General features: G+C 73.3%; 28 protein-coding genes. 14 read left to right on the top strand and 14 right to left on the bottom strand.

Going from position 1 to position 25,917, the window contains the following annotated elements:
• Positions 1-28: 28 nt before the first annotated feature.
• Entirely contained in the window at positions 29-1,057 is a 1,029-nt protein-coding gene (locus tag ACZ7PG_RS02420) for an epoxide hydrolase family protein (RefSeq protein ID WP_470237295.1), read from the bottom strand.
• A 37-nt stretch (positions 1,058-1,094) separates the two neighbouring features.
• Here ACZ7PG_RS02420 and ACZ7PG_RS02415 point away from each other — a divergent pair, with 37 nt between their 5' ends.
• Entirely contained in the window at positions 1,095-1,655 is a 561-nt protein-coding gene (locus tag ACZ7PG_RS02415) for a TetR/AcrR family transcriptional regulator (protein WP_470237294.1), read from the top strand.
• A gap of 3 nt (positions 1,656-1,658) precedes the next feature.
• Here ACZ7PG_RS02415 and ACZ7PG_RS02410 read toward each other — a convergent pair whose 3' ends face one another.
• Positions 1,659-2,192 carry a TetR/AcrR family transcriptional regulator gene (locus tag ACZ7PG_RS02410; protein WP_470237293.1) on the bottom strand — a complete coding sequence of 178 codons (534 nt, stop codon included), beginning with the start codon at positions 2,190-2,192 and terminating at the stop codon, positions 1,659-1,661.
• 48 nt (positions 2,193-2,240) lie between these two features.
• On the opposite strand from ACZ7PG_RS02410, the gene ACZ7PG_RS02405 reads away from it, so the two are divergent.
• Positions 2,241-3,137, top strand: coding sequence for an SAM-dependent methyltransferase (locus ACZ7PG_RS02405; RefSeq protein ID WP_470237292.1), 897 nt, complete (start codon positions 2,241-2,243; stop codon positions 3,135-3,137).
• Here ACZ7PG_RS02405 and ACZ7PG_RS02400 read toward each other — a convergent pair.
• The gene (locus ACZ7PG_RS02400; RefSeq protein WP_470237291.1) at positions 3,104-3,922 is read right to left on the bottom strand and encodes a CPBP family glutamic-type intramembrane protease; all 819 of its coding nucleotides are present in this window, start codon (positions 3,920-3,922) and stop codon (positions 3,104-3,106) included. The two genes, ACZ7PG_RS02405 and ACZ7PG_RS02400, sit on opposite strands and share 34 nt — an antisense overlap.
• 185 nt (positions 3,923-4,107) lie before the next feature.
• Here ACZ7PG_RS02400 and ACZ7PG_RS02395 point away from each other — a divergent pair, with 185 nt between their 5' ends.
• Together ACZ7PG_RS02395 and ACZ7PG_RS02390 are read left to right on the top strand one after the other, a co-directional pair.
• Positions 4,108-5,067, top strand: coding sequence for an ABC transporter ATP-binding protein (locus tag ACZ7PG_RS02395; protein ID WP_470237290.1), 960 nt, complete (start codon positions 4,108-4,110; stop codon positions 5,065-5,067).
• Between the two features lie 5 nt (positions 5,068-5,072).
• Positions 5,073-5,807: a hypothetical protein gene (locus tag ACZ7PG_RS02390; protein WP_470237289.1), complete on the top strand. Its 735-nt coding sequence runs from the start codon at positions 5,073-5,075 to the stop codon at positions 5,805-5,807.
• A gap of 48 nt (positions 5,808-5,855) precedes the next feature.
• Here ACZ7PG_RS02390 and ACZ7PG_RS02385 read toward each other — a convergent pair whose 3' ends face one another.
• The 3 genes from ACZ7PG_RS02385 to ACZ7PG_RS02375 are packed head-to-tail and all read right to left on the bottom strand — an operon-like array spanning position 5,856 to position 7,458.
• Entirely contained in the window at positions 5,856-6,500 is a 645-nt protein-coding gene (locus ACZ7PG_RS02385; RefSeq protein WP_470237288.1) for a response regulator transcription factor, read from the bottom strand.
• Positions 6,491-7,093, bottom strand: a complete 603-nt coding sequence (locus ACZ7PG_RS02380; protein ID WP_470237287.1) for a sensor histidine kinase — start codon at positions 7,091-7,093, stop codon at positions 6,491-6,493. Before ACZ7PG_RS02380 ends, ACZ7PG_RS02385 begins: the two co-directional genes overlap by 10 nt.
• A 2-nt stretch (positions 7,094-7,095) precedes the next feature.
• On the bottom strand, positions 7,096-7,458 hold the full coding sequence (locus ACZ7PG_RS02375; RefSeq protein WP_470237286.1) for a response regulator: 363 nt from the start codon (positions 7,456-7,458) through the stop codon (positions 7,096-7,098).
• Between the two features lie 141 nt (positions 7,459-7,599).
• Here ACZ7PG_RS02375 and ACZ7PG_RS02370 point away from each other — a divergent pair, with 141 nt between their 5' ends.
• The 3 genes from ACZ7PG_RS02370 (at position 7,600) to ACZ7PG_RS02360 (ending at position 12,373) form a co-directional block, all read left to right on the top strand.
• The gene (locus ACZ7PG_RS02370) at positions 7,600-9,369 is read left to right on the top strand and encodes a sensor histidine kinase (RefSeq protein ID WP_470237285.1); all 1,770 of its coding nucleotides are present in this window, start codon (positions 7,600-7,602) and stop codon (positions 9,367-9,369) included.
• Between the two features lie 87 nt (positions 9,370-9,456).
• Positions 9,457-11,565: a bifunctional lysylphosphatidylglycerol flippase/synthetase MprF gene (locus ACZ7PG_RS02365; RefSeq protein ID WP_470237284.1), complete on the top strand. Its 2,109-nt coding sequence runs from the start codon at positions 9,457-9,459 to the stop codon at positions 11,563-11,565.
• Positions 11,566-11,596: 31 nt separating this feature from the next.
• The gene (locus tag ACZ7PG_RS02360; protein ID WP_470237283.1) at positions 11,597-12,373 is read left to right on the top strand and encodes an IclR family transcriptional regulator; all 777 of its coding nucleotides are present in this window, start codon (positions 11,597-11,599) and stop codon (positions 12,371-12,373) included.
• Between the two features lie 5 nt (positions 12,374-12,378).
• Here the strand turns inward: ACZ7PG_RS02360 and ACZ7PG_RS02355 are convergent, their stop codons facing one another.
• The 4 genes from ACZ7PG_RS02355 to ACZ7PG_RS02340 are packed head-to-tail and all read right to left on the bottom strand — an operon-like array spanning position 12,379 to position 15,822.
• On the bottom strand, positions 12,379-13,077 hold the full coding sequence (locus ACZ7PG_RS02355; protein WP_470237282.1) for an alpha/beta hydrolase fold domain-containing protein: 699 nt from the start codon (positions 13,075-13,077) through the stop codon (positions 12,379-12,381).
• Entirely contained in the window at positions 13,074-14,321 is a 1,248-nt protein-coding gene (locus ACZ7PG_RS02350) for an amidohydrolase family protein (RefSeq protein WP_470237281.1), read from the bottom strand. Before ACZ7PG_RS02350 ends, ACZ7PG_RS02355 begins: the two co-directional genes overlap by 4 nt.
• Positions 14,318-15,082, bottom strand: coding sequence for an SDR family NAD(P)-dependent oxidoreductase (locus ACZ7PG_RS02345; protein WP_470237280.1), 765 nt, complete (start codon positions 15,080-15,082; stop codon positions 14,318-14,320). Before ACZ7PG_RS02345 ends, ACZ7PG_RS02350 begins: the two co-directional genes overlap by 4 nt.
• Positions 15,083-15,093: 11 nt before the next feature.
• A complete protein-coding gene (locus tag ACZ7PG_RS02340; RefSeq protein WP_470237279.1) occupies positions 15,094-15,822 on the bottom strand; it encodes an SDR family NAD(P)-dependent oxidoreductase in 729 nt (242 codons plus the stop codon).
• A gap of 120 nt (positions 15,823-15,942) precedes the next feature.
• Here ACZ7PG_RS02340 and ACZ7PG_RS02335 point away from each other — a divergent pair, with 120 nt between their 5' ends.
• From ACZ7PG_RS02335 to ACZ7PG_RS02325, 3 genes are read left to right on the top strand one after another with little or no spacing between them, the layout of a single operon-like run.
• A complete protein-coding gene (locus tag ACZ7PG_RS02335) occupies positions 15,943-16,500 on the top strand; it encodes a carboxymuconolactone decarboxylase family protein (protein ID WP_470237278.1) in 558 nt (185 codons plus the stop codon).
• Positions 16,497-17,363: a fumarylacetoacetate hydrolase family protein gene (locus ACZ7PG_RS02330; protein ID WP_470237277.1), complete on the top strand. Its 867-nt coding sequence runs from the start codon at positions 16,497-16,499 to the stop codon at positions 17,361-17,363. The genes ACZ7PG_RS02335 and ACZ7PG_RS02330 overlap by 4 nt, the downstream gene beginning before the upstream one ends.
• On the top strand, positions 17,360-18,193 hold the full coding sequence (locus tag ACZ7PG_RS02325) for a fumarylacetoacetate hydrolase family protein (protein ID WP_470237276.1): 834 nt from the start codon (positions 17,360-17,362) through the stop codon (positions 18,191-18,193). The genes ACZ7PG_RS02330 and ACZ7PG_RS02325 overlap by 4 nt, the downstream gene beginning before the upstream one ends.
• Before the next feature lie 13 nt (positions 18,194-18,206).
• On the opposite strand, the gene ACZ7PG_RS02320 is transcribed toward ACZ7PG_RS02325, so the two are convergent.
• The 4 genes from ACZ7PG_RS02320 to ACZ7PG_RS02305 all read right to left on the bottom strand — a co-directional run bounded on the left by ACZ7PG_RS02320 (position 18,207) and on the right by ACZ7PG_RS02305 (position 21,678).
• Positions 18,207-18,719 carry a roadblock/LC7 domain-containing protein gene (locus tag ACZ7PG_RS02320; protein WP_470237275.1) on the bottom strand — a complete coding sequence of 171 codons (513 nt, stop codon included), beginning with the start codon at positions 18,717-18,719 and terminating at the stop codon, positions 18,207-18,209.
• Entirely contained in the window at positions 18,716-19,084 is a 369-nt protein-coding gene (locus ACZ7PG_RS02315; protein ID WP_284741551.1) for a hypothetical protein, read from the bottom strand. The genes ACZ7PG_RS02320 and ACZ7PG_RS02315 overlap by 4 nt, the downstream gene beginning before the upstream one ends.
• A 271-nt stretch (positions 19,085-19,355) precedes the next feature.
• Complete coding sequence (locus tag ACZ7PG_RS02310) at positions 19,356-21,026, bottom strand: phospholipid carrier-dependent glycosyltransferase (RefSeq protein ID WP_470237274.1); 1,671 nt, start codon at positions 21,024-21,026, stop codon at positions 19,356-19,358.
• 31 nt (positions 21,027-21,057) lie between these two features.
• Positions 21,058-21,678: a TetR/AcrR family transcriptional regulator gene (locus ACZ7PG_RS02305; protein WP_470237273.1), complete on the bottom strand. Its 621-nt coding sequence runs from the start codon at positions 21,676-21,678 to the stop codon at positions 21,058-21,060.
• Between the two features lie 88 nt (positions 21,679-21,766).
• Between ACZ7PG_RS02305 and ACZ7PG_RS02300 the strand changes: the two genes are divergently transcribed.
• The 4 genes from ACZ7PG_RS02300 to ACZ7PG_RS02285 all read left to right on the top strand — a co-directional run bounded on the left by ACZ7PG_RS02300 (position 21,767) and on the right by ACZ7PG_RS02285 (position 25,721).
• Positions 21,767-23,269, top strand: a complete 1,503-nt coding sequence (locus ACZ7PG_RS02300) for an FAD-dependent oxidoreductase (protein WP_470237272.1) — start codon at positions 21,767-21,769, stop codon at positions 23,267-23,269.
• 42 nt (positions 23,270-23,311) lie between these two features.
• Entirely contained in the window at positions 23,312-23,440 is a 129-nt protein-coding gene (locus tag ACZ7PG_RS02295) for a hypothetical protein (RefSeq protein ID WP_284741555.1), read from the top strand.
• 15 nt (positions 23,441-23,455) lie between these two features.
• Complete coding sequence (locus ACZ7PG_RS02290; protein WP_470237271.1) at positions 23,456-24,643, top strand: cupin domain-containing protein; 1,188 nt, start codon at positions 23,456-23,458, stop codon at positions 24,641-24,643.
• 151 nt (positions 24,644-24,794) lie between these two features.
• Positions 24,795-25,721 (top strand): sucrase ferredoxin, encoded by a 927-nt coding sequence (locus tag ACZ7PG_RS02285; RefSeq protein WP_470237270.1) that lies wholly within the window; start codon positions 24,795-24,797, stop codon positions 25,719-25,721.
• The last annotated feature ends 196 nt before the right edge of the window (positions 25,722-25,917 follow it).

Here is a 25,917-nt window from a genome sequence, read left to right as displayed (position 1 = left end):
CTTCTGCGGCCCACCCTCGCTGCGGCGACTAGCTGCCCAGCCCGACCGCGCGGCGCAGGTCGTGGACGTAGGCTTCGGGCTGCTCCCACGCCGCGAAGTGGCCGCCGGCCGGGTGTTCCTCGTACTCGACGACGTTCAGGAACGCTTCGGCGTAGCTTCGCGGCTCCGGCTTGATGTCCCGCGGGAACACCGACAGCACGGTCGGCGTGTCGATCCGGGCGGGGAGGGTGACCGGTTCTGTGTAGGTGGTGAACGAGGTGCCGATCGTGCCGGTGGTCCAGTAGGCGGTGACCCAGGTGAGCAGGTCGTCGTCGGTGAAGGCCGCTTCGTCCGACCAGGACTCGAGCTTCTCGACGATCCACGCCGCGAGGCCGGCGGGGGAGTCGCCGAGGGCGACGGACAGGGTGTTCGGCCGCGTCGACTGCTCGGCGATGTAGCCGCCTTCGGCCCGGAACCACCGCGCCGTCCGGCCGAGGTAGGCGGCCGCGTCGGGGGCGAGCGTCGCCGGGTCCGCCGTGAGTGCGCGCTGTGGGGCGACGTTCGTCAGGTGCAGGGCCGTCACCCGGTCCGGGTGGTGCCCCGCCAGGACTTCCGCGACGGTGCCGCCGATGTCGCCGCCCGACAGCGTGTAGCGCGGGTAGCCGAGTTCGGCGAGCGCGTCCGCGACGAGCTCGGCGATCCGGCCGGCGGACACGCCGGGGGTGGTGAGCGGGGCCGCGAACGGGAAGCCCGGCAGCGCGGGGACCACCACGTGCACGTCGGTGAGCAGGGGCAGGACGCGTTCGAACCGCAGCACCGAGTCGGGCCAGCCGTGCAGCAGCACGACGACCGGGGCGCCGGGTTCCGCGGCCCGCCGGTGGATCAGGCGCAGGCCACCCGCCGTGACCCAGGGGAGCGCGCGGACGCGGCGCTCGTGTTCGTCCCAGTCGTACCCGCCGGCCCAGCGTTCGAGCAGCTCGTCGAGCCGGGTGGCGGTGATGCCGCGTGTCTCGTCGGTGCTCCAGAGGGTCGTGACCCGCCGGGTCCGCCGGAGTCTGTCCCGCAGTTCGTCCATCATGTGTACGACGATACACATGATGTGTATGCTCGTACACATGACTTCGCGCGACGCGGCGGCCACCCGGCAGCGGATCCTCGACCAGGCCCGGCGCCAGTTCGCCCGGCACGGCTACACGGCGATCACCGTCAAGGGCGTGGCCGACGCGGCCGGCGTGTCACCCAACCTGATCACGCGCTACTTCGGCGGCAAGGAAGGCCTTTTCCTGGCGGCTACCCGGGTCGAGATCCCGGTCGAGGACTCCTTCGACGGCGCCCGCGCCGAGCTGGGTACGCGACTCGCGGCGAGCATCGTCCGACGCTGGTCCGGCGATCCGGGGGAGGATCCGCTGCTGGTGCTGCAACGCGCGTCGGGCGAGCGCCCGGAAGCGGCGGAGGCGCTGGCCGCGTTTCTGGACGCGAAGTCGCTGGAGCCGTTGCACCGCTACCTGCGCGACAGCGGGTTGGCCGATGCCGACGCGCGCGCCCGGGCCGCTGCGATCGATGCGTTCGTGCTCGGTGTCTCGACCCGCCGCCGGGTGCTGCGTTCGGAGTTGGGTGACCCGGGTGCGCTCGAGGCGTGGTTGGCCGAGGTGATCCAGCGGCTTGCCGACGGGTGAAACTCAGCCCGACCGGCGGAATCCCCGGGTCAAGAGCGCAGCGAACCGCCGACTCGCCGCCGGGGTACTCCCGTGGATGCCGGTGCCGGCCATGAGCACCACCTGCAGGTCGGCCAGGGTCACCTCGGGGCGTACGTGGCCGCTCTCCTGGACGCGGTGGATCAGCCGCGCCGCGGAGGTCAGGGACGTCGTGCGCATCGCCGTGAGGTCCACCGCGCGCGGGAACGTGGCCTTGACCGCCGTCGTGAAGGCGTGGTCGCGGGCCTGCAGTGCGCAGAGCTTCCGGACCGTGCTGCGGAAACCGTGCCACGGGTCGGGGTCGGCCAGCCCCTTGTCCACAGTGGACTGCCAGGCCCGGGCCTGCTCGGTGAACGCCGCCGCGGCGAGTGTTTCCTTCGTGGGGAAGTGGCGGTAGACGGTCGCGGGCCCGACCTCGGCGCGCCGGGCGATCTCGCGGACCGGGACCGCCAGGCCTTCCGTGACGAACGCCGCGCGCGCCGCTTCGAGGATGCGGTCGCGAGGCAAACGGGCGGTCACCGCTCTCACTTTAGCCAGCCGGCCGGGCGCCTCCGTTACGGTCCGCCGATGACTGCGAACGGGGACCCCGCGTCCGGTGTCGGCGCGACCGCGACCATGGCGGCGATGGCCCGCGCCATCGCGACGCGGACGGATTCGCTCATCGACGACCCCTTCGCCGCGCCGCTCGTCCGGGCGGTCGGCATCGAGCTCCTGACCCGGCTGGCCACCGGCGAACTGCCGCCCGGCGACCTCGTCGACACGACGGCGATCGACGGAGCCAAGGTGCGGACCCGGTTCTACGACGACTTCTTCCTCGCGGCGACGGACGCGGGCATCGCCCAGGTCGTCATCCTGGCTTGCGGCCTGGACTCCCGCGCGTACCGGCTGCCCTGGCCGGCCGGGACCGTCGTGTACGAGCTCGACCAGCCGCGGGTCGTCGGGTTCAAGACCCGCGCGCTGGCCGAGCTGGGCGCCGAGCCGACCGCCGACCGGCGAGTGGTCGCGGTCGATCTGCGCGACGACTGGCCCGCCGCCCTGCGCGCCGCGGGCTTCGATCCGGCCCGGCCGAGCGCGTGGAGCGCCGAAGGCCTGCTGGGCTACCTGCCGCCCGAGGCGCAGGATCGCCTGCTGGACACCGTCACCGCGCTCAGCGCGCGGGGGAGCCGGGTCGCCACCGAAAGCCGGCCGAACCCGCGACCGGGCGCCGAGACCAAGACGAAGCACCGCCTCGACGGCATCTCCGCACTCTGGCGCGAGCACGGATTCGACACCGACATGACGCGGCTGCGGCACTTCGGCGAGCGCAACGAAGCGGGTCCCTACCTCGCCGCCCGGGGCTGGACGCTGACCGCGGTCAGCACCCGGGACCTGCTCGCCGCCCACGACTTGCCGCCCCTCACGGACGACGACCTGCGCATGGGCGAACTGCGCTACGTCAGCGGCATTCTCGGCGAGACCGCGTAGTGACGGCGGACCGGGCGAGGTGACCGCCAAGCCGCGCGGTCGGCGGTCACGACGGCGACCGCGACCAGGCACCAGAGCGAGCCGGTGAGCCAGCCCAGCCGATCGGCGTCGGCGCCGGTGAAGCCGAGCGCGGCGGCACCGATCGCGCCCTGCGACACGTGGAAGACCACCGCCATCAGGGCACTCCCGCCGGTGCGGTTGACCAGCCACACGTAGACCAGGGTGATCGCGAAGGTCACCGGAAGCCCGAACGGCGCGAGCATCCCCGAGGTGACCAGCGGCAGGTGCCACAGCGCCACCACCACGCCGAGGACGACACCGGCGCGCAGCGGGGACCACTTCTCCTGCAGGCGGGGCAGGGCGTAGGCCCGCCAGCCCGGCTCCTCGCCGATCGGCCCGTCCAGCGGGTTGACGAACCGCACCGCCGCGAACAGCCCGACGTCGGCCCAGGCGACGGCGCCGAGGTCGGGGGCGGGAGCGTCCCAGACGGTCACGTTCGCCGCCACCGCGACGGCCAGCACGGCGAGCGGCAGCGCGACGGCCACCGCCCACCACGTCCAGCCGACGCGCCAGCGGGTCAGCCGCGCGAACAGGTCGCGGTAGCCGGCCCGGCCGTCGGTGACGGCGATGACGGCGAGCGCCGCGACCACGGGGCCGCAGGCGAAGAACGGCGTCGGAGCGATGCCGGCGGCGTAGAACGGCCACGCCCACCACGACAGGGTGAACGCGAGACCGAAGAACGCGGTGAGGCGGTGGCGGCGGGTCCACGCGGTGATCGCTGACATCGGATCCTCCTGGGGGGCAGTGGGTTCCGGTCCACGGTGCGCCCGCGCCGGGAGCGCCGGTAGCGGGCTGACTCCGGTGCGGCGATGAGGGTTTTCCCCGTGGCCGCCAGGGTTTTCCCGCTGCCGGGGGAGCGGCCGCGGCCGCCACAGTGGCTTCTCGGAAGAACGCCACGAGGAGGAGCTCCATGATCGAAACGTGCGGACTCACCAAGCGCTACGGCCCGACGCTCGCCGTCGACGACCTGTCCTTCACCATCAAGCCCGGCCGCGTCACCGGCTTCCTCGGCCCGAACGGCGCCGGCAAGTCGACGACCATGCGGATGATCCTCGGGCTGGACCGGCCCACGTCGGGGCACGCCCTGATCGGCGGCAGACCGTACGAAGACCTGCGGCACCCGCTGCGGGAGGTCGGCGCCCTCCTCGACGCGAAGTGGGTGCACCCCAACCGATCCGCCCGCGCCCACCTGCGGTGGATGGCCCGGTCGAACCGGCTGCCCGCGAGCCGGGTGGACGAGGTGCTCGACCAGGTCGGGCTCACCACGGTCGCCGACCGCCGCGCCGGCACCTACTCGCTCGGCATGTCCCAGCGGCTCGGCATCGCCGCCGCGCTGCTGGGCGACCCGGGCGTCCTGCTGTTCGACGAGCCGGTCAACGGGCTGGACCCGGAAGGCATCGTGTGGATCCGCGAGTTCATGCGGGACCTCGCCGCCGAAGGGCGCAGCGTGCTGGTGTCCAGCCACCTGCTGCCGGAGATGGCCCTCACCGCCACCGACCTGGTGGTCATCGGGCGGGGCAGGCTGATCGCCGAGAGCTCGACCGCGGAGTTCGTCGAGGGCGCCGTCACCTCCACCGTGCGGGTGCGCAGCCCGCGGCTGCTGGAACTGGCGGAAGTCCTGCTGCGCCAAGGGGTCGACGTGCAGGCCGCGCCGGACGACGACCAGTCGCTGATCATCTCCGGCACCGACATCACGCGAGTCGGCGAGCTGGCCGCGGGCGCCGGGCTGGTGCTGCACGAGCTGGCCCTGTGCCGCGGCTCCCTCGAAGAGGCGTTCATGCACCTGACCGGGCACGACGTCGAGTACAGCGCGGGCGACCCCGCCCGCGGCCGGACCAACTCCGCGGCGCTGGCCGCGGCGGGAAGGTGACTCCCATGTCCCTCATCGCAGCCGAACGGATCAAGCTGACCTCGACGCGCTCGCCCTGGTGGTGCGCGGCGGTCGGGGTGGCGGCCACCATCGGCGTCGGCTCGATCTCCATGGCCGGCAGCCAGGACACCGGGTTCAGCGGGGTCCCGTCGACCCAGCTCGGGTACGGCCTGGGGCTGGCGGTCGTCATGGTGATGGCGACGCTCGCGGTGACCACGGAGTACTCCGTCGGCATGATCAGGACGACGTTCCTGGCCGCGCCGGACCGCGGTGCGGTGCTGCTGGCGAAGACGCTGGTCGTCGCGCTCGGAGCGGGACTGGTCGGGCTGCTCGCCGCGTTCGGCAGCTGGGCGCTGGGCCTGGTCCTGATGCCGGGCCGCGACCTCGCGCTGCACGGGGTGACCGAATGGCGCCAGGTCGCCGGGGTCGGCCTGGTCTACCTGGTGGCCGCCGTGTTCGCCGTCGCCGTAGGGATCCTGGTTCGCCACACCGCGGGCGCGGTGGCGCTGGTGCTGACCTGGGCGATGATGGTCGAGTCGCTGCTGGCGCTGATCCCCGGCTTCGAGTCGGCGTCCCGCTGGCTGCCGTTCCAGGCGGCCAAGCAGTTCCTGCTCGGCGGCCGGCCCGCGGACGGCGCCCCGCTGACCGAGCAGCCGTGGGCCGCGATGGGCTACTTCGCGCTGGTCTGCGGTGGCCTGCTGGCGATCGCGATCGCGGTGGCCAAGCGCCGCGACGCCTGAGGCCGGGCGAGCCGTGCGGGGCGCGTCGAGAGACGTGCCCCGCACGGCTCAGCCGCGCAGGTAGGTCAGCACCGCCAGGACCCGCCGGTTGTCGTCGGCGCCCTGGTGCAGCCCCAGCTTGGTGAACACCGAACGGACGTAGGCCTCCACGGTCTTCGGGCTCAGGTAGAGCCGCTGGCCGATGGCCTGGTTGGAGCGTCCCTCGGCCATCACCTCCAGCACGTCCCGCTCCCGTTCGGTCAGGTCGTCGAGCGGGCTGCGGGTGCGCTGACGCCGGACCAGCTGCGCGACGACGGCGGGGTCGATCACCAGCCCGCCGGCCGCGACCCGGCGCAGGGCGTCGGTCAGCTCGTCGAGATCGGCGACGCGTTCCTTGAGCAGGTACCCGGCGCCCTGCGCGCCGGATTCGATCAGCTGCAGCGCGTAGTGCGGTTCGACGTGGGCCGAGAGCACCAGCACCCCGACCGACGGGTACCGCTCGCGCAGGTTCTCGGCCGCGTCGAGGCCCTCGGTGGTGTGGGTCGGCGGCATCCGGATGTCGACGACGACGGCGTCCGGCGGGTCGTGCCGCACCCGCTGCAGCAACGAAGCGGCGTCGCCGACCTGCGCCACGACGTCGAACCCGGCTTCGGTGAGCACCCGTGCCACGCCTTCGCGGAAGAGCACGGCGTCGTCGGCGATCATCACCCGCATGGCACGTCGGCTCTCACGCGAGTCCCGGCGCCCGGCACGCTTTCCACGCGCAGCCGGCCCCCGTGGGCGGCCACGCGGTCGGCCAGCGCGCGCAGGCCCGGCCCGTCCGGGTCGGCGCCGCCGGCGCCGTCGCCACTGACTTCGACGCTCACGAGACCTCCTTCTGCGCGGACCACGACCTCGGCCCGCGTGGCCGACGCGTGCGCGGCCACGTTCCGCACCGCCTCGAACACCACGAAGTAGCAGGTCCGTTCCACCGTCGCGGGCAGCCGCCCGGCCGGCACGGCCGAGACCACGGTGGGGACCGGGCACCGGTCGGCGAGCGAGACCAGCGCCGGTCCCAGCCCGGCTTCGGTCAGCAGCACCGGGTAGGTGTCGCGGGCCAGTTCCCGCAACTCTGCCATAGCGAGGGTCAGTTCCTGCCTCGCTTCGGCGACGAGCCCGGCGGCGTCACCGGTGAGCGTCCGCCCGGCCAGGCCGAGGACCAGCACAGCGGAGGCGAGGCGTTGCTGGGCGCCGTCGTGCAGCCGGCGTTCGAGGCGGCGCCGGAACTCGTCGGCGGCGTCGACGATCCGCGCGGCCGGCTCGTCCATCGTCACGTCCCCGGGGCCAGGAGCCGCCGGACGGAATCGCCGCTCAATGCGGACTTCGCGACGAACCCGACCGCGCTGCTGGTGTCGACGAGCGACCCGTAGTCGGCTCGGGAGCGGCTGGAGACCAGCACCACGGCGGGCGGTTCTTCCTGCGCGTCCAGCACGGCGGCGACGGCGAAGCCGTCCATGTCGGGCAGCCCGACGTCCAGCAGGACGACGTCGGGACGCAGCCGCGGCACGGCAGCGATGGCCGCCGCGCCGTCGGCGGCCTCACCGACCACCACCAGCCCGTCGGCCACCAGGACACGGTGGGCGAACGACCGGAACGCGGCGTGGTCGTCCACGATCAGCACCCGGGGGACCATCCCGCCATGGTCGCAGCGCCGCCGCCGGCCGGCTACCGGGACAACCCTGGGCCGGGACGGCGGTTCAGCGGTACCGGCCACGGCGGTCCTGTACTACGTTGCGGCTGCCAGGGGGACCGGTCGATCCCAACGGGACAGGTCATGGCTTCGGAGACGACGCGGGCCCGCGGCAGCCACCGGTTCGCCCGCGCCGGGCACGGACCCGGCTTCTGGATCCTGCTCTGGTTCGTCACGCTCGCGGCCGAGTTCGGCGCACTGGTCCCGGTGCTGTTCCCGAACGACGCTCCGGGCGAGGCCATCGACGTCGCGTTCCGGCTCATCGGCGGTTCTTTCGCCGCCTGCGGCCTGATCGCCTGGCGCCGCCGGCCGGACAACCACAGCGGCGTGTTGATGACCGTCACCGGCTTCGCCTTCTTCGTGAGTCCCTTGCTGAGCCAGGTGGCCTGGCCGCCCGCGCAGGTCGTCGCGCTGTGGCTGCCGGACCTCTGGGTCCTGCCGTTCGTGCTGCTGGTGCTGACGTTCCTCACCGGCGGCCGGGTGCGCACCACGGCCGACCGGGTGCTGGCCGGGGCGGTGCTGCTGGAGCTGGCCGTGCTGGCTCCCCTGTGGCTGCTGTTCGCCGGGATCCCGGAAAACCCGATCGCGGTCTGGCCCCACGAGCGGATCGCGGAGATCGTCGACGTCGCCCAGCGCGGCACCCTGCTCGTCGCCGTGGCCGGCACCGCCGCGGTCGTGGCGCTGCGCTGGCGTTCGGCGTCGGCGCCCGGCCGGCGCGCGCTGGTGCCGGGCGTCGCGGGTGCCGCCTGCCTGCTGCTGTTCGGGTGGCTGCTCGCGGCGCAGTTCCTGACCGGTGAGAAGTCGATGCTGCTCCTCTGGATCGGGGTGTGCTCGCTGCTCACCGTGCCGATCGCGTTCCTGGTGGGGCTGCTGCGGTCCCGGCTGGCCCGGGGTGGGCTGGCCGGCCTGTTCCGCGGGCTGCGCACGCTGCGGCCCGACGACCTGCGCGGCGCGCTGGCCAAGGCCCTCGGCGACCCGGACCTCGAGGTCGGCTACGCCACGGCGTCCTCGGGCGGCTACACCGATCTCGACGGCGGGCCGGTCACCCCACCCGGTGCCGGCGCGGCCCGGTCGGTGTCGTTCGTCGAGCGGGACGGGCAGCGGGTCGCGGTCCTCGTCTACGACCGGTCGCTCGACGACGATCCCGAGCTGGTCGACGCGGTCACCGCCGCGGCGACGATCGCGCTGGAGAACCAGCACCTGCACACCGAAGCGCGGCGGCGCCTGGCCGAGGTCGAGCACTCCCGCGAACGCATCATCGCCGCCGGGGACGCCGAACGCCGGCGCATCGAACGCAACCTGCACGACGGCGCCCAGCAGGGCCTGGTCACCCTCGCGATGCAGCTTTCCCTGATCCAGCGCCAGATCCGCAAGGATCCCGAGGACGCCGAACAGCTCGTCACCTCGGCGAGCGACCAGCTGGCCCACTCGCTGGCCGAGCTGCGCGAGCTCGCCCGCGGCATCCACCCGGCCGCGCTCGACCAGGGGCTGGACGTCGCCCTCGAAGCGCTCGCCACCCGCTCGGCGGTGCCCACGACCGTGGCGTGCGAGCCCGGGCCGCGGCTGCCCCAGCCGATCGAGTTCGCCGCGTACTTCGTCGCGTCCGAGGCGCTGGCCAACGCCGCCAAGCACGCGCGGGCCGGCGTGGTGACCGTCCGGGTCCGGCGCGCCGGACCCACCGCGGTGATCGAGATCGCCGACGACGGCGTCGGCGGGGTGGACCCGGCCGCGGGCTCGGGGTTGCGCGGCCTCGCCGACCGCGTCGAGGCGCTGCGCGGGCAGCTGACCGTGGTGAGCCCGGCCGGCGGCGGTACCGTCGTGCGGGCCGAGTTGCCCACACAGGGCCAGGGTTAACCCTCGTCGGGCACCGGGCCGGCCCGGTGCCCGGCCGGGAGCTCGCGGCGCACGCTGGAATCCCCAGCGACCCACCAGGAGACCGCGATGAGCAGCTCGCTCACCACCACCGAGCCCGCGACCGCCCCGCCGTCGCGCGTCCACGCACTGGTCACGGTGCTGTGGCGGCGGCTGCCGTTCACGACCGGCGTGCTGCTCGCGATCATCGTCACCGGCGTCGCGACCGGGGCGCTCTGGGACGCCGCGAGCGACCGGACGTGGTTCGACGGCGTCGGCTACGGCCTCCCCGCGCTGGCCGGCGCGCAGTGGTGGACGCCGCTCACCGGCTCGTTCCTCGCCCTCACCCCGATCTTCTACCTCCCGGTGCTGGTCTCGTTCGCCGTGTTCGCCGGCAGCGCGGAATGGCGGCTGGGCACCGGGCGGACCGCGGTGATCTGCGTGCTCGGCCAGCTGGCCGGCGTCCTCGGTGCCGCCGTGACGCTGCTCGTGTTCCGCGACACCGGGTGGGCGTGGGCGCACGAGCTCGCCACCCACCTCGACGCGGGGATCTCCGCGGGCGCGCTCGCGTGCGCGGCGGCGGTGTCGGCGACGGTGCGCTCGCCGTGGCGGCTGCGGCTGCGCGCCGGACTGTGGGTCTACGTCGTCGTTTCCTTCCTGTTCCTCGGCGGGCTGGCCGACCTCGAGCACCTGTGGGCCGTCGCGGTCGCGCTGCCGCTGAGCCGCCGCCTGGCCGGTGGCCGGCACGTCGGCCCGGCCGGTCGGGTGCGCGCCGGGCGCCGCGAATGGCGCCTGTTCGCGGCCACCGGCCTCGCGCTGATCGCCGTCGCCGAGCTGGTGCTCTGGCTGTTCCCGGCGGACAGCCCGCTGGGAACCACCGGCGGCGAGGACACCGGCTGGGGCATCGCCCTCAACATCGCCGTCGTCGCGCTGCTGGCGAACGGACTGCGTCGCGGCCGCCGTCCGGCGTGGTGGGGCGCGACCGCGATCGCCGCGGTCAACGTGCTGATCGGGGCGGTCGCGGCGTTCGGGGTCGCCTTCGGCCAGGAATCCACGGCGGAGAAAGCCCTCGCCGTGACCGGTGCCGTGCTGTGGGCGGCCGAGCTGACCTTGCTGGTCTCGACCCGCTGGGCGTTCCGCGCACCGGCACGACGGCGGCTGGCCCCGGGGATCGGCGGCGCCGACGCGCCCGGCGTCCGGGAGCTGCTCGGCCGGCACGGCGGCGGCACGCTGTCGTGGATGGCCACCTGGCCCGACAACGCGCACTTCCGCACCCCGGACGGGGAAGCGGTGCTCGCCTACCGACGGCACGCCGGGGTGGCCATCGGCCTCGGCGACCCGATCGGGCCCGCGCCCGGTGCGGTCGGCGCGTTCGCGGCGGCCTGCGAGCACGCCGGGGTCGTGCCGTGCCTGTTCTCCGTCACGCAGCCGGTCGCCGACGCCGCCGCGCGGCTGGGCTGGAGCCACGTGCAGATCGCCGAAGACACCCTGGTCGACCTGGACGGGCTCGAACTGCGCGGCAAGAAGTGGCAGAACGTGCGGTCCGCGCTCAACCGCGCCGCGAAGGAAGGCATCGGCTACCGCCAGGTCGTGCTGGCCGACGAGCCGTGGGGCGTCCGCAGCCAGGTCCGCGCCATCTGCGAGGAATGGGTCGGCGACAAGGGAATGCCGGAAATGGGGTTCACGCTCGGCAGCGTCGACGAGGCGCTCGACCCGGCGACCCGGGTCGGCCTGGCCGTCGACGCCGAGGGCAGCGTGCACGGCGTCACGTCGTGGCTGCCGGTGCACGGGCCGGACGGCGAGGTCCACGGCTGGACCCTCGACCTCATGCGCCGCCGCGGCGACGGCTTCCGGCCGGCGGTGGAGTTCCTGATCGGGTCGGCCATCCTGGCGTTCCAGGCCGACGGGATGCGGTTCGTGTCGCTGTCGGGCGCACCGCTGGCCCGGTCGGCGTCGGCCACCGAGCCGGCCGCGGTCGAGCGGCTGCTGGACATGCTGAGCCGGGAGCTGGAACCGGTGTACGGTTTCCGTTCGCTGCACGCGTTCAAGCTGAAGTTCAGCCCGCGGTTCGAGCCGATGTACCTGGCCTACCGCGACGAAGGCGACCTGCCCCGGATCGGCATGGCGCTGACCCGCGCCTACCTGCCGGACGCGAACCTGCGCACCCTGGTGAAGCTGGCCACCACGCACCCGGCTTAGCAGGGAGCGACGTCGGGTACGGTCACCGGTTGTGCCAACCAATGGAAAGCGGGGGCGTCGTCCGGCGCACGGGGAGCCGGTCGTCGACCGGGCGCTGGCCCTGCTGGCCGCGTTCGACGCCGACCACCGCGCGCTCTCGCTCGCGGAGCTGAGCCGGCGCTGCGAGATGCCGCCGAGCTCGGCGCTGCGGCTGGCGAACCGCCTGCGCGAGTGGGGTGCGCTCGAGCGTGACGACCACGGCCGCTTCTGCGTCGGCCTGCGCCTGCTGGAGGTGGCGACGCTGGCGCCGCGCGGGCACGGGCTGCGCCAGGTCGCGCTGCCGTTCATGAACGACCTCGCCGAGGTCACCCGCCAGCACGTCCAGCTGGCGGTCCGCGACGGGATGCAGGCGCTGCTGGTCGAGCGGCTCTCCGGGCACCAGGCGGCGCCGGTCGACTACCGCACCGGCGGCCGGCTTCCCTTGCACTCCACCGGGGTCGGGCTGGCGCTGCTCGCGTTCGCCCCGCGCGAGGTGCAGGAGGAGCTGCTGGCCAAGCCGGTCTACAGCGAGCCGGACAACCGGCTGATCCCCGCCGAGAAGCTGCGCCGCACCCTGGCCGAGGTCCGGCGGGAACGGCTCGCGATCTTCCGCCGCCAGGACGAGACGGTGGCGATCGTGTCGGTCGCCGCGCCGATCTTCGGCCGCGGCGACGTCCTCACCGGCGTCCTCGGCGTGCTCGTGCCCAAGAAGGTTGCCCGGCCCCGGCACCTGGGCCTGGCCGTCCAAACGGCGGCGCGTGGCATCTCGCGCGAGCTGGGCGCGCACTGACCCGCTCAGCGAGGCAGTGCGGCCCGCAGGAACCCGACGGAGGTGGCCACCACGGCCGCGGGATCGGCACCCTCCCAGCGGTGGCGGGCGCCGGGGACCAGGTGCAACTCCACCGGTGCACCCACCGCCCGCAACGCCTCCGCCAGCCGCACACTCTGCGACGCGGGCACGAGGTCGTCGTCCTCGCCGTGCATCAGCAGGATCGGCGGTGCGTCGGCGCGCGCGTGCGTCAGCGGGCTCGCCGCCCGTGCGAGTTCCGGTACCGACTCGGGGCTCGCGCCCAGCAGGTGCGTCTCGCGGGAGACGTCTCCGGTCAGGCCGAGCAGGTCGGTCGGCGGGAACCACGCGACCACACCGTCCACTTCGGACCCGGTCAGCGCCGCCAGCAACGCCAGGTGCGCGCCCGCCGACTCGCCCCAGACGAACAACGGCTTCTCGTCGCGGGCGAAGGAGATGGCCGCTCGTACGTCCTCCAGGGGCGTCGGGAAAATCGCTTCTCCGCTGAGCCGGTAGTCGGCCGCCGCGACGCGGAACCCCTGCGCCACCAGCTCCCCGGTCAGGTGCTCGAAGCCGGGGAGCGGTGAGAGCCGGGAGCCGCGCCGCCAGCCGCCGCCGTGCAGGTACACGATCGTCGCTACCGCGTCGTCCGGTTCAGACAGGTCCAGCTCCAGAGGCCGGTACCCCGGCACCTCGCGGTAGATCACGCGGCCGTCTTGTGGAACCGGCCGCCCTGCATGATCACCTCGAGGTTCGCCGGGTCCTGCAGGAGCGTGACGTCCGACGTCGGGTCGCCGCGGACGACGAGGACGTCGGCGAAGTAGCCCTCGGCGAGCAGCCCGACCGGCAGGTCCATCACCTGGCCGCCGTGGAAGGTGGTCGCCCGCAACGCTTCGGCGGGGGAGTAGCCGAAGAGCCGGACGAACAGCTCGAGGTCGCGGGCGTTGCGGCCGATGGGGTTGTTGGGGAACCCGTAGTCGCCGCCGGGCAGCACCCGCAGCCCGCGCTCGCGCAGTTCCGGGTACAGCTGCTCCATCGCCGCCAGGGACTTCACCGAGCCGATCTTCTCCGCGTCGATGCCGAACTCCGCGCCCTCGTGGACGTTGGCCCACATGATGCCGACGGCGGGGGAGAGGAAGATCGAGTCCTTGTGCGCCTCCAGGAGGTCGATGGCCTCGGGGTCGGCGTAGGAGCAGTGGTAGATCGACCGGAACCCGGCCCGCACGGCCAGCTTGATCGACTCGGGGGACTGGGCGTGGCAGTTGAGCCACACCCCGGACTCGCGCGCCTGGTCGCCCGCCGCGTTCGCCTCCTCCGCGCTGTACTGGGTGACCATCGAGCCGCCTTCGAAGAAGACGTCGTCGTTGCTCATCAACAGCTTCACGCTGTCGAAGCCGAGTTCGGCCTGCTCCCGCACGAACGCTCGGACGGCGTCCGGACCGGTCGCCTGCGGGGCCGGTCCGCCGGGGCCGATCTTGACCGGGTTGTTGTCCCGTTCGAACGACGCCGCCCGCATGCGGGGCCCGGCGGCCAGTCCGGCGGCGATCCGGTCGCGCAGCCGCACTTCGGTCGGCACCGGGGTCAGCGAGCCGGCGGAGTAGGCGCTGGTGAACCCGTGGTCGAGCAGGATCCGGGCGTTGCGCTCGGCGAGCGCCAGGTGCTCGTCCGGACTCGGCGGGTGGTGGAAGAAGCTCACGTCGACCGGCGGGTTGAACGACGGGTCGACGTGCCCGACGGCGGAGGGGAACGTGAGGTGGCAGTGCGACTCGACCAGGCCGGGCATGACCGTCGCGCCGCGGCAGTCGACCACCCGGTCGTCCGGGGTGGGTTCAACGCCGGGGCCGACGCTCTCGATCCGGTCGCCGCGGACCACGACGTCGCCCGGGACGGCGGGGGAGCCGCTGCCGTCGAAGACCCGGCCACCGGTGAACACGACTCGGGGTGCCATCATGCACCGAGCATGGTGTAACCGCCGTCGGCGACGAGGAATCCGCCGGTGATGTGCCCGGCGTCCTCGGTGGCGAGGAACAGCGCCGCCCCGGCGAGCTCCTCGGGCTTCGGGATGCGGCCCATCGGGGTGGCGTCGCGCAGCTTCTCGGCGCGGCCGTTCCGCCAGTCTTCGCGGCCGAGCGTCGCTTCGGTTTCGATGAAGCCGGGCGCGAACACGTTCACGCGCACGGTCGGGGCGAACGCGTGGGCGTAGGACTTGGTCAGGCCGATGATCCCGGCCTTCGCCGCCGCGTACTGCGGGGCGCGGGCGCTGCCGCGCGCGACGACGGTCGAGCCGATGTTGACGATCGCGCCGCCGCCCTGGGTGAGCATCCGGTCGCCGAACTCGTGGGTGCACAGCAGCGTGCCCTTGATGTCGACGGCGAGCACGTGGTCCACCGACTCCTCGGTCAGGTCCCGCCACGACATCTGGTCACGGGCGACGTCGCCGACGTTGTTGACCGCGACGTCGACCCGGCCGAAGTGGCTCCACACCTCGTCGGCCATGCGGCGGATCTGCGCGTGCTCGGAGATGTCGGCCTGCACGAGGAAAGCCTTGCGGCCCAGCTCTTCGACGCGCGCCGCGGTGCGCTCGGCACCGGCGCGCGAGCCGCGGTAGTGCACCGCGACGTCGGCGCCCTCGGTCGCGGCGCGGACGGCGATCTCGGCACCGAACCCGGTGCCGGCGCCGGTGACGAGGACGGTCTTGCCGGTGAAACGCACGAAGGACTCCTTCAGACGAGGGTGCGGCCGCCGTCGGCGTACAGGACGTGTCCCGTGACGAACGCGGCGTGGTCGGAACAGAGGAACAGGATCGGGCCGGTCAGGTCGTCGGTGGTGCCCAGCCGGCCGGCCGGGACGAGCGCGGTGAGCCCGTCGCGGACGCCGGGCTTCGCGAGGTGCTCGCGGGTCAGGGCGGTTTCGGTGTAGCCGGGCGCGACGGTGTTGACCGTGACGCCCGAGGCCGCCCACTCGCGGGCCATCACCCGGGCGAGCTGGTTGACCGCGCCCTTGCTGGCGGCGTACGGCGCGTGGTGCGGGTGGGCGAGCAGGCCGGAGACCGAGGAGAGGTAGACGATCCGGCCGTACCCGCGGGCGACCATCAGCGCGCCCGCGGCCTTGCCCGTCCAGAACGCGCTGTCGGTGTTGACCGCGGTGATCGTGCGCCAGACGTCGTCCGGCGTGTCGAGGACCGGCCGCCGGTCGTTGACGCCGACCGCGTGGACGAAGATGTCGAGCCCGCCCAGCAGCTCGTCGGCGCGCGTCACGCAGTCGCGGGCACTATCGGCGTCGGTGAGGTCGGCTTCGAGAGAGCGCAGTCCCAGTTCGGCGAGCCGCCCGGCGTCGCGGTCGGCGACGACCACGTCGGCCCCGGCACCGGCGAGAGCGAGCGCGGCCGCGCCGCCGATCCCGCCCGCGCCGGCGACCAGCGCGCCCTTGCCCCGCAGACCCAGCCAGTCCACTTCCACTCCCTGCTCCCGAGCTGGCCGCGACGCTAGGCGCGTCGGCCGTCGTCCCGGAACGGACCTGCCATTCAATGGCAAGTCACTCGCTCTGGCCGGGCGTGCTGCTGGGATCGGGGCATGACGAGACTGCCCGGGCTGACCCCGGCCGACCTGTCCGAGGACCAGCGCGCCCTGCGCGAGGCCATCACCGCCGGCCCGCGCGCGGGCGGCCCGTTCCCGCTGACCGACGCCGAGGGCGTCCTGACCGGGCCGTTCAACGCGATGCTGTTCGCCCCGGCGCTCGGGCAGGCGCTGCAGCGGCTGGGCGCGGCCGTCCGGTACGAGACCGCGCTGGGCGATCGCGTGCGGGAACTGGCGATCCTGGCCGTCGCGGCGCGCTGGGACTGCGCGTTCGAGCGGTACGCGCACGAGCCCGCCGCCCGCGCCGCCGGCGTGACGGACGCCCAGCTCGCGGCGGGGACGGTGCCGGACGACCTGTCCGACGCCGAACTGGCGGCCCTGCGGTTCGTGGTCGCCCTGCTGGACGGCGACGTCGACGACGAGACCTACGCCGAGATCGTGCCAATCATTGGCAACCGCGTGGCCGTGGAGCTGACCACGCTGGTGGGCTACTACGCGACGCTCGCCCTCCAGCTGCGCGTCTTCCGAGTCACCGTCCCCGTGGAGCGCCCGTGAAGCTCGTGACCTTCGACGACGGCCTGGTCGGCCGTCTCGCCGACGACCTGGTCCTGGAACTCGACACCGCCTCGGCCCGCGAGTTCTTCGAACGCGGCGGGAGCGTGCCCGAGACCGGGCGCCGCTTCCGCGCGTCGGAGGTGCGCCTGCGGGCGCCGATCGTGCCGAAGAAGTTCTTCCACACGGCGGGGAACTTCCGCGAGCACCACGACGACCTCGCGCGGGTCAACTGGTCGCACCCGGTCAACAAGGGCATCGTGTTCTTCCAGAACGTCGACGCGATCATCGGCTCGGGCGATGAGATCGTCTACCCGTCGCACCTGACCCGCGAGCTCGACTACGAGCTCGAGATGGCCATCGTGATCGGGAAGCCCGGCAAGTTCTTCACCGCGGAGCAGGCGGCCGAGCACATCGCCGGGTACCTCGTCTTCAACGACATCACCGCCCGCGACATCCAGCGGCGCGAGATGGAGTCCGGCGTGTTCTCCTTCTCCAAGGCCATCGACACGTTCTGCCCGATCGGCCCGTACATCGTCACCGCCGACGAGGTCGGCGACCCGCACGACCTGGACATGGAGCTGCGGGTGAACGGCCAGGTGCGGCAGAAGTCGAACACGAGCCGGATGTCCGTCTCGATCCCGGAGCTCGTGGCTTACCACTCGCCGCAGGTCTACAGCGCGGGCGATCTCATCACCACGGGCACGGTCGCCGGGGTCGCGGCGAGCACCGCCGATCCGTTCGCGAACTACCTGAAGCCCGGGGACGTGGTCGAGGCCGAGATCGAGAAGCTCGGGGTGCTGCGCAACCGGGTCGTCTCGTGGGAGGACGCCTACGGGACACCGCCGCCGGCTGGTGACCGGTGACGCGCCTGGCCAATCTCGACGGCCGCGCCGCCCTGGTCTTCGGCGATCGCGCGCTGGACGTCTTCGACGCCGGCGGCTTCGGCCCGGACCCGATGGACGTCCTGGAGAACTGGGCGGCGTTCACCGCGTGGGCGGATGCGGTGTCCCCGGCCGGGAGCCCGTACGACCCGGCGCGGCTGGGACCGCCCGTGCCGCGGCCCCGGCAGGTCTTCGCCGTGGCGCTCAACTACCCGCCGCACGCGGCCGAGGCCGGGTTCGAGCCCCCGGCCGACCCGCTGGTGTTCACCAAGTTCCCGACCTGCGTCGCGGGTCCGCGGGAGACGGTCGAGCTGCCCGGTGACCGGGTCGACTGGGAGGTCGAGCTGGTGGCGGTGGTCGGCCGGGGCGGCCACCGGATCGGCGAGGAGCACGCCCTCGGGCACGTCGCCGGGTTCATGGTCGGCCAGGACCTGTCGGAACGGCGGGTCCAGTCGCTCGGGAAGCCACCGCAGTTCTCGCTGGCCAAGTCGTTCCCCGGCTTCGGCCCGACCGGGCCGCACCTGGTCACCGAGGTCGCAGCCGAGGCCGCGATCACCTGCCTGCTGAACGACGAGGTGGTGCAGAAGGCGTCGCCGGCGGACATGATCTTCGGCGTCCCGGAGCTGGTCGCCCGGCTTTCGGCGGTGTGCCCGCTCCTGCCGGGCGACCTGATCTTCACCGGCACCCCGGCCGGCGTCGGCAACCGCCGGACGCCGCCTCGCTACCTCACCGCCGGAGACGTGCTCACCAGCCGGGTCGACGGGCTCGGCGAGCTGGTGACCCGCTTCCGCGACCGGCCGGCTCCGGACTGACCACGCCGCGACGTCACTCCGGCGACGGCCGCGGCCGGTGGGCCCCGCCCGGCGCCGGGAGGTGGCGCCGCAGCAGCATCAGCGCCTGCTTGGCGGCGAGGGTGAACAGCCCCATGGTGATGTCCGGCTGGCCGAACACGACGAGGAGGAGCGACCCTTCGACGGGGAAGACGCAGACGTAGCCGGAGCTGCCTTCGAACATCGCGCTGCGTGATTCGCCGATCCTGGCCTGTGCGGTGAACTGCGCGGCGAGCCCGACGGCGGCCGCCGACATGGCGGCGACGCTGTCGGCCTCGACGGCCTTGGTGTGGTCGGCCAGCACCAGGCCGTCGTGGGTGGCCACGAGCAGCCCGGCCACCTGGTCGAGCTGGCCCTGGACCGTGCGCAGCGCCTCGAGCATCCGCTCGGCGTCGAGGGGCGGGCGCGTCATCGTCCGGTCCGGCGGGGCGCCGGCGGTTTCCGGCGGCGGCGTGCGGACCGGCAGGGGTGTGCGGGCGGACTGGCTGTGGGTGTCGGCACTCGTCATACGGAAAGGCTGGTCTCGATGCGCTTGAGGCTGTGCCGGGCGAGCGCGAGGTTGGCTCGTTCGCGGTCCAGGACCAGGTAGAGGAACAGGGTGGAGTTGCCTCGGGCCGACAGCGGCCGGATCACGTGGTACTGGCGGTGGAGCGTGATGAGGATGTCTTCGATGCTGTCGTCGAGTCCGAGAGAAGACATGACGCGCAGTTTCGCCCGGACGACTTCGGTGTTGCCGGCCGCCGCGATATCCAGGTCGAGCCAGTCGCCGCCACCCAGTGAACCGAGAGACATCCCGCTGTCGTAGTCGACGAGGGTCGCGCCGACGGCGCCGGGAATGTTCATCGCTTCTTTCAACGCCAAGTCGATCGTCATGAAAAGCCGTCCTCCAGAGGTCGATCACGTGCTATGTCCACAATCGACCGGTCGGGGACTCGTGTTCGGCCATCCGGCGGGCCCATTGCGCAGGCATGTGACGTTAAGTGTCGGCGGCAGTTTCAAGATACGGCCGTTCGGAGCAACTTTCATTTCAGCTCGTGACTTGTTCGCATGTACCATAATCTGTTTTGCGATTCATTTTCTGGCTTGAGTGCTCACTTGAGCGCGGAATCCGAATCTGCAATTTGCAGTCGGCAAATGGCACTCGCTACGGGCGGCGGTAGATGGTCAGGGAGTGGCCGACCTCGTCGATCGGGGTGCTGCCGGTGATCAGCGCCGTCAGGCGGTCGTCCGCCTTGGCGATCGCGGAGTCCGACACCACCAGCAGCCCGTGCACCTCCGACGGGGGTACCGCGAGCGGGTCGGCGGCGTCGATGCCGTACGCGGACGGCACACCGCTTCCCTTGTACACCAGCCAGACCCGCTCGCCGGGGTGGTCGCGTTCCAGGCGTTCCCCCAGCCGGCCCAGGTCCTGGCCCCAGTCGACGTTCGAGTCGTGCAGGCGCAGGTGGGTCTCCGCCGGGCCGCCGAACGCCTCGTTGGAGTACGGCAGGTAGTAGGGGAACGTCCGCAGCGAGCTCACCACCGCGAACACGACCAGGACCGCCATCGCGACGTGCGCCCACCGCCGTCGCAGGGCGACGACGCCCGCCGCCGCGATCGCCAGGAACATCGGGACGAAGATCGCGTACCGGACGCCGAGGTCGCGGGTGCTGGTCATGGCCGCGGCCAGCAGCACGGCCGCGGGGACGAGCACGTACGGTGCCGCCGGGCGCAGCCGCGGCAGCGCCACCAGCACCACCGCGCCGGCCAGGCCGAGGGCCAGTGCGCCCAGCGGCGTCTTCACCAGCAGGGCGACCGGCAGGTAGTACCACAGGGAACCGGCGTGGTAGTGGCCCAGCAGGAAAGTGCTCCACGTCCGGTCTTCGAAGGCGAACTGGACGCGCATCCCGTCGAGGTACGGCCGGGGCAGCGGCAGCCGGTCGACGAGCGCGCGCAGGCCGTGGTCGGCCGGCAGGTCCGGCGGCGTCGCCCAGTGCAGCCGCGGATCGACGGCGAGGTAGGACGCCCACACCACGGCGACGGCGATCAGGGCCACGGCGCAGGCCGCCGCCACGCCGGTCCCGAGCACCCGGAGCGTCCTTTGCGGACTGTCACGGCGGGCGTGCCGGAAGGACAGCGCGGCCAGGAGCACCACGACCGGCACCGCGGCCAGCGCACTCATCTTCGTCGCCACGGCCGCACCCAGGGCGAGCCCGGAGAGGGGCAGGTACAGACCGGGACGCCCTCTCGCCCGCCACAGCAGCCAGGCCGACGTCAGCAGGAACCCGGCCACCGGCACGTCGAGGGTGGCCAGTGACCCGTGCGCGATGAGGTCGGGCGAGAACGCGTACAGGGCCAGGGCCGTCACGCCGCCGGCCGGGCCGGTCAGGTCGCGGGCGAACGCGAAGACGACCAGCCCGAACAGGAGCGTCAGCACGATCACCGGCAGCCGCGCCAGGAAGAGCAGCCGTCCCGGGTCGTTGCCCGACTCGTACAGCACGTGCCGGCCGAGCTGCGTCTGGTCGCCGGCGAAGGCGGGGTCGAGGTGGACGCCGGCGAAGGCGAGGCCGGTCCCGATGATCAGCTTGCCCAGCGGCGGGTGCTCCGGGTTGTAGCGCAGGCTGTGCTGCTCCAGGTAGACGACCGCCGTGCCCACGTAGACCGGCTCGTCGATGGTCGGCGACTGCTCGACGGCCGTCGTGAGCATCGCGACCGCCATCTCCGCGAGCAGGGCGACCACGACGAGCGCGAACAGCCACTGCCGAGACCGGCCGGGGGCCGGGTCCGGCGGAGGAGCCTCGTCGACGGCCGGCGCCCGGTTCGTCAAAAGGGACATCCCGCGGGTCCTTCCGTCCGGCCGAACGGGGTCACTCCCTGGACGTCCGGCCCGCCTGGTGGTTCCGCAGGAGGGGCAGGAAGAACTCGTCGACGATCACCCGGATGCGTTCCGGCGCCGGCGGCCGGAGCTCCATGAGCAGGTCGTGGCGCACCAGGTCGAACGGCAGGTCGAGCAGCGCGGCGGAGACGTTGTCCAGGTCGATCTCGCCGCGGTCGTGGGCGCGCCGGTAGAGCGCGCGTGCGTGGGGGAGTGCCTGGTCGCCCATGACCTTGGCGCGGACCTGCGCGGGGGTCAGGCCGGTGCCGGCGGGCAGGCCCGAGAAGGCGGTCGCCGCGGCGATGGCGAGGAACGTGCCCAGGGTTTCGCTCACGGCCTTGAGCTGGGCGAGCAGGTCGCCGCGCAGGGTGCCGGTGTCGGGGACCGCGACCTGGTGGGCGTCCCGGTAGTGCTCGATCGCGGCCAGCACGAGCTCGTCCTTGTTGGCCCAGCGGCGGTAGAGCACGGCCTCGCTGGTGCGGGCGCGCACGGCGATCGACTCCATGGTCAGGCGGCCGTAGCCGGCCTCGACCAGCTCGTCCCAGCCGGCGGCGAGCAGGTCGGCCTCCAGCTGCTTGCCGTGCCGGCGGCGGCGGACGGGCTCGGAAGTCACCGCGTCACGATAGAAAGGGTTTCCTTTCTTCGCAAGTCGGCCTACGGTAGTTAGAAAGCGATTCCTATCTTGAGGTGGGGGACCCACGATGACGACGACACAGGTGCTGGTCGCCGGCGCCGGCCCGACCGGCCTCACGCTGGCCTGCGAGCTCGCCCGCGCCGGCGTCCCGGTCCGCGTGGTCGAGGCCGCCCCCGGCCCGCGGCCCGGCTCGCGCGGCAAGGGCGTCCAGCCGCGCACCCTCGAGGTGTTCGACGACCTCGGCGTCGTCGGCCGCGTGCTCGCCCACGGCCGCCTTTCGATGCCGATCCGGTCGACCGCCCCCGATGGCCAGGTGACGCTGAGCGGCACCGAGAAGCCCGGGGAACGCCCTGACATCCCGTACCCGGCGAGCCTGATCACGCCCGAATGGCGCGTCGAGGAAGCACTGGGACTGAAACTCGCGGAGCTCGGCGGTTCGGTCGAGTTCGGCGCCGCGCTCGAGAGCTTCGAGCAGTCGGACGAGGGCGTCTCGGCCGTGGTCGTCAAGGACGGCGTCGCGGAGACGGTCACCGCGTCCTGGCTGGTGGGCTGCGACGGCGGCCACAGCACCGTCCGCAAGGGGGCCGGGATCGCGTTCGAGGGCGAGACCCGCGACGAGGTGCGGATGATCGTCGCCGACGTCGAGGTCGACGGCCTCGATCGCACGGCCTGGCACATGTGGCGGCACGAGGAGGGCATGGTCACCCTCTGCCCGTTGCCGTCGACCGGCGTCTTCCAGTTCCAGGCGAGCATCGCGCCGGGGCAGGACGCCGGCCTCGGCCTGGCGAACCTGCAGGCGCTCCTCGAGCGGCGCGGCGGCCGCACCGACCTCCGGCTCCACGAACCGGAGTGGTCGTCGCTGTGGCGCGCCAACGTCCGCCTCGCCGGCCGCTACCGCGCGGGCCGGGTGTTCCTCGCCGGCGACGCGGCGCACATCCACTCGCCCGCCGGTGGCCAGGGCATGAACACCAGCATCCAGGACGCGCACAACCTCGGCTGGAAGCTCGCGGCGGTCGCGAACGGCGCGTCGCCGGCCCTGCTCGACAGCTACGAGGCCGAGCGGCGGCCGGTCGCGGCGGGCGTGCTCGCGCTATCGGACGCGCGACTCAGGGAAGCGGTCGACCGGAAGAGCATCCCGATCCGGCGCGACGCGGCCACCATGCAGCTCGGCATCGGCTACCGCGATTCCGTCCTCGCGCGCGACGACCGTGACGAGACCGCGTCACTGCGCGCCGGCGACCGCGCCCCGGACGCGACCGGGCTGACCACGGTGGACGGCGAACGCCGGCTGTTCGACCTGACCCGCGGGGGAGGCTTCACGCTGCTGGACTTCGGCGGCGGCCCCGGGCCGTACCCGGCCGGGCTCAGGACGTTCCGCGTCGTGGAGCGGCCGGCCGGCCCCGGCGAGATCGCCGACACCCACAGTCACCTCGCGGCCGCGTACGGCGCGGCCGGCACCACCCTCGTGCTGCTCCGCCCCGACGGCTTCGTCGCGTTGATCTCCGACGCCGGTGACGTCCGGGCGGTGGCGGACTACCTAAATGACCTATGCCCGATCCACGGATCTTGACGTAGCGTGGGAATCCCTGTCGTCGACGTTTGCGAGGTCCGGATGGAAAACGCCGCAACGCCCAACGAGATGCCCGCCAGTGGTCTGCTGCTCGGCGTCGAGACGCTGACGGCCGCGGTGGACCGGGGCAAGGCCAACGGCGCGGTCGCCGACAACGACGGCAACGACTAGCGGTCGTCCCGCTCCGTGACGGAGATTCCCGGACTGGCCGGCCTCGTGGCTCCGCTCGAGGCCGGCCAGTTCTTCGAAGACGTACTGGGGAAGGCGCCGCGGCGCTTCCCGGGAGAGAAGGGCCGGTTCGCCGGCCTCCTTCCGTGGCCGGAGCTGGACCGGGTGCTGCGGCAGCACCGCCTGGAGTTCCCCCGGCTGCGCCTCGCGCTCGACGGCGAGGTCGTGCCCGCCCACACTTACACCGAGATGGTGTCGACCCGGCGCAACGGCTTCGTGCCGCGCGTGCTGTCGGCGCCCTTCGCCGAGCACCTGCGGGCCGGCGCGACGCTCGTCGTCGACTCGGTCAACGAGCTGGTCGACGGCGTCGGGGAGCTGGCGAGCCGGCTGGAGCACGACCTGCGGGAGCGGATCCAGGTCAACCTCTACGCGGGCTGGGGCACCACGCACGGCTTCGACGTGCACTGGGACGACCACGACGCGTTCATCATCCAGCTCTCCGGGCGCAAGCGCTGGCGCCTGCACGGCGTCACCCGGCGCGCGCCGCTGCAGCGGGACGTCGAGCTGCCGGAACGCCCGGAGGGGGAGCCGTACGAGGACTTCCTGCTGGAAGACGGCGACGTCCTCTACCTGCCGCGCGGGCACTGGCACGACGTGTCGGCCGTGGGCGAGGAGTCGCTCCACCTGACGATCGGGTTCAACGCCGCCACCGGCGTGGACCTGGTGGCGTGGCTGGCCGACCAGCTGCGGGCCGACGAGCTGTTCCGCGCGGACCTGCCCCGGTTCGCCGGGCCGGAGGTGCGGGCCGAGCGGGCCGAGGCGGTGCGCCGGCGGCTCGCCGAGCTGACCGCCGGGGACCTCGTCGACCGCTTCCTCGCCGACCGGGACGCCCAGGCCCCCGCGCAGACCCGCGTCGGGCTGCCGTGGGCGGCGACGGCGGAGCTGCTGCCGCCGGACGACGACTTCGAGGTCCGGCTGCTCGTCCCGCGTGCCGCGCTGGTGGACGGCGACGGCACCGTGGCGCTGGTCGGCGCCGGGAAGCGCCTGGTCTTCGCGGCAGCCGCGCGGCCGGTGCTGGCGGCGTTGCTCGGCGGTGCTCCGCAGCCGTTCAAGGTGCTGGCCGATGCCCTGCCGGGCGTGGACCGGGCGACCGTGCGGGCGTTGCTGGGCGAGCTGGTGACCCAGGGGCTCGTGGCGAGAGCGTGACGGCACCCCGGGTGGCGGTCAGGCCGCCACCCGGGGCCGCTCCGTGACCGCTTACCGCTCGATCGAGGGACCTGGTCGACGAGCCGGTCAACATCAGGGGGATTGATTCGCTCGACTTCGGGTACGCTTAGGCATGCCTAAGTCAGGGTTGATGGCTGAGGCGGGACTCTGCTCTCCCAGCCCGACCGCGGCGCCCGCGTGCGCCGCACTGACCCGCGAGCTCGGTGGCGAGCCCGCCGGGACCGCCGCGCGCATGACGTCGTGGCTGCTCATCGAGCAGCCGGGTTCCTGGGGTCCGGACGCTCTCGAAGAAGTGCTGGCCGAAGCGCTGCCCGCCGCGCGGCTCGAAGCCGCCGCCGACGCCGGCCTGCGCCCCCTGCTCATCCGCAAGCCCGGCCGGCACGCGCGAGTGCCGGGTGCGCCGCGCGCGGTCTACGTCGCCAGTGGCCTGCCGGGGCACCGCTGGCTCGAACGGCTCGACATCGCCGACCTCGGCGAGCTCGCCCACCTCGACCTCGGAGCCGTCGCCGCGGGCCGCCGCGGGCACGGCGAACCGGTGTCCGGCCCGCTCTTCCTCGTCTGCACGCACGGCAGCAAGGACATGTGCTGCGCGGTCTTCGGGCGTCCGGTGGTCACCGGGCTGGCCCAGAACCACCCCGGCCAGGTCTGGGAGGTCAGCCACGTCGGCGGCGACCGCTGGGCCGGCAACCTGCTGACGGTCCCCGACGGCTACCTCCACGGCAGCCTCGCGGTGACCGAGGCCGAGCTCGTCGCCAAGGAAGCGCTGAGCGGCAACGTCCGCCTGGAGAACCTGCGCGGCCGCACCGCCGCGGCGAGCCCGTGGTCGCAGTTCGCCGAGATCGAGATCCGCGGCCGCACCGGCCTGCGCGGCCTCGACGCCGTGCTGGCGACCGAAGAGGAGTCCGGCGGTGACGTCCGGAAGGTGCTGGTGACCGGGGGAGCCCGGCGCTACGAGGTCGTCGTGCGGCGCAAGCCGTCGACCGCGTCCGGGCACAGCCGCTGCTCCGCGCGAGTCGTGCTGGCCGCGTTCGAGGCGGAGTCCGTCCGCGAGGTCTGACCCGGGACCGGTCCCCGGAAGCTCCCGCTGGAACGAGCCCCGGGCGCGATCGCCGCCGTGATCGTGACGATCTCGAAGCCGCGGCCGCCGTCTGGTTCACCGCGGTACCGATCGCGCGGAACTACCTGATCGGCGACGCGCCGGCGACCGCCGACCAGCCGAGCCGGGACCGGTCCCTGGCCGCCTGCCCCAAGCT

The organism is Amycolatopsis sp. NPDC114504, from assembly GCF_055633595.1.
Note: the sequence above shows the minus strand (reverse complement) of the source record. Positions and strands in the feature narration are given on the sequence as shown.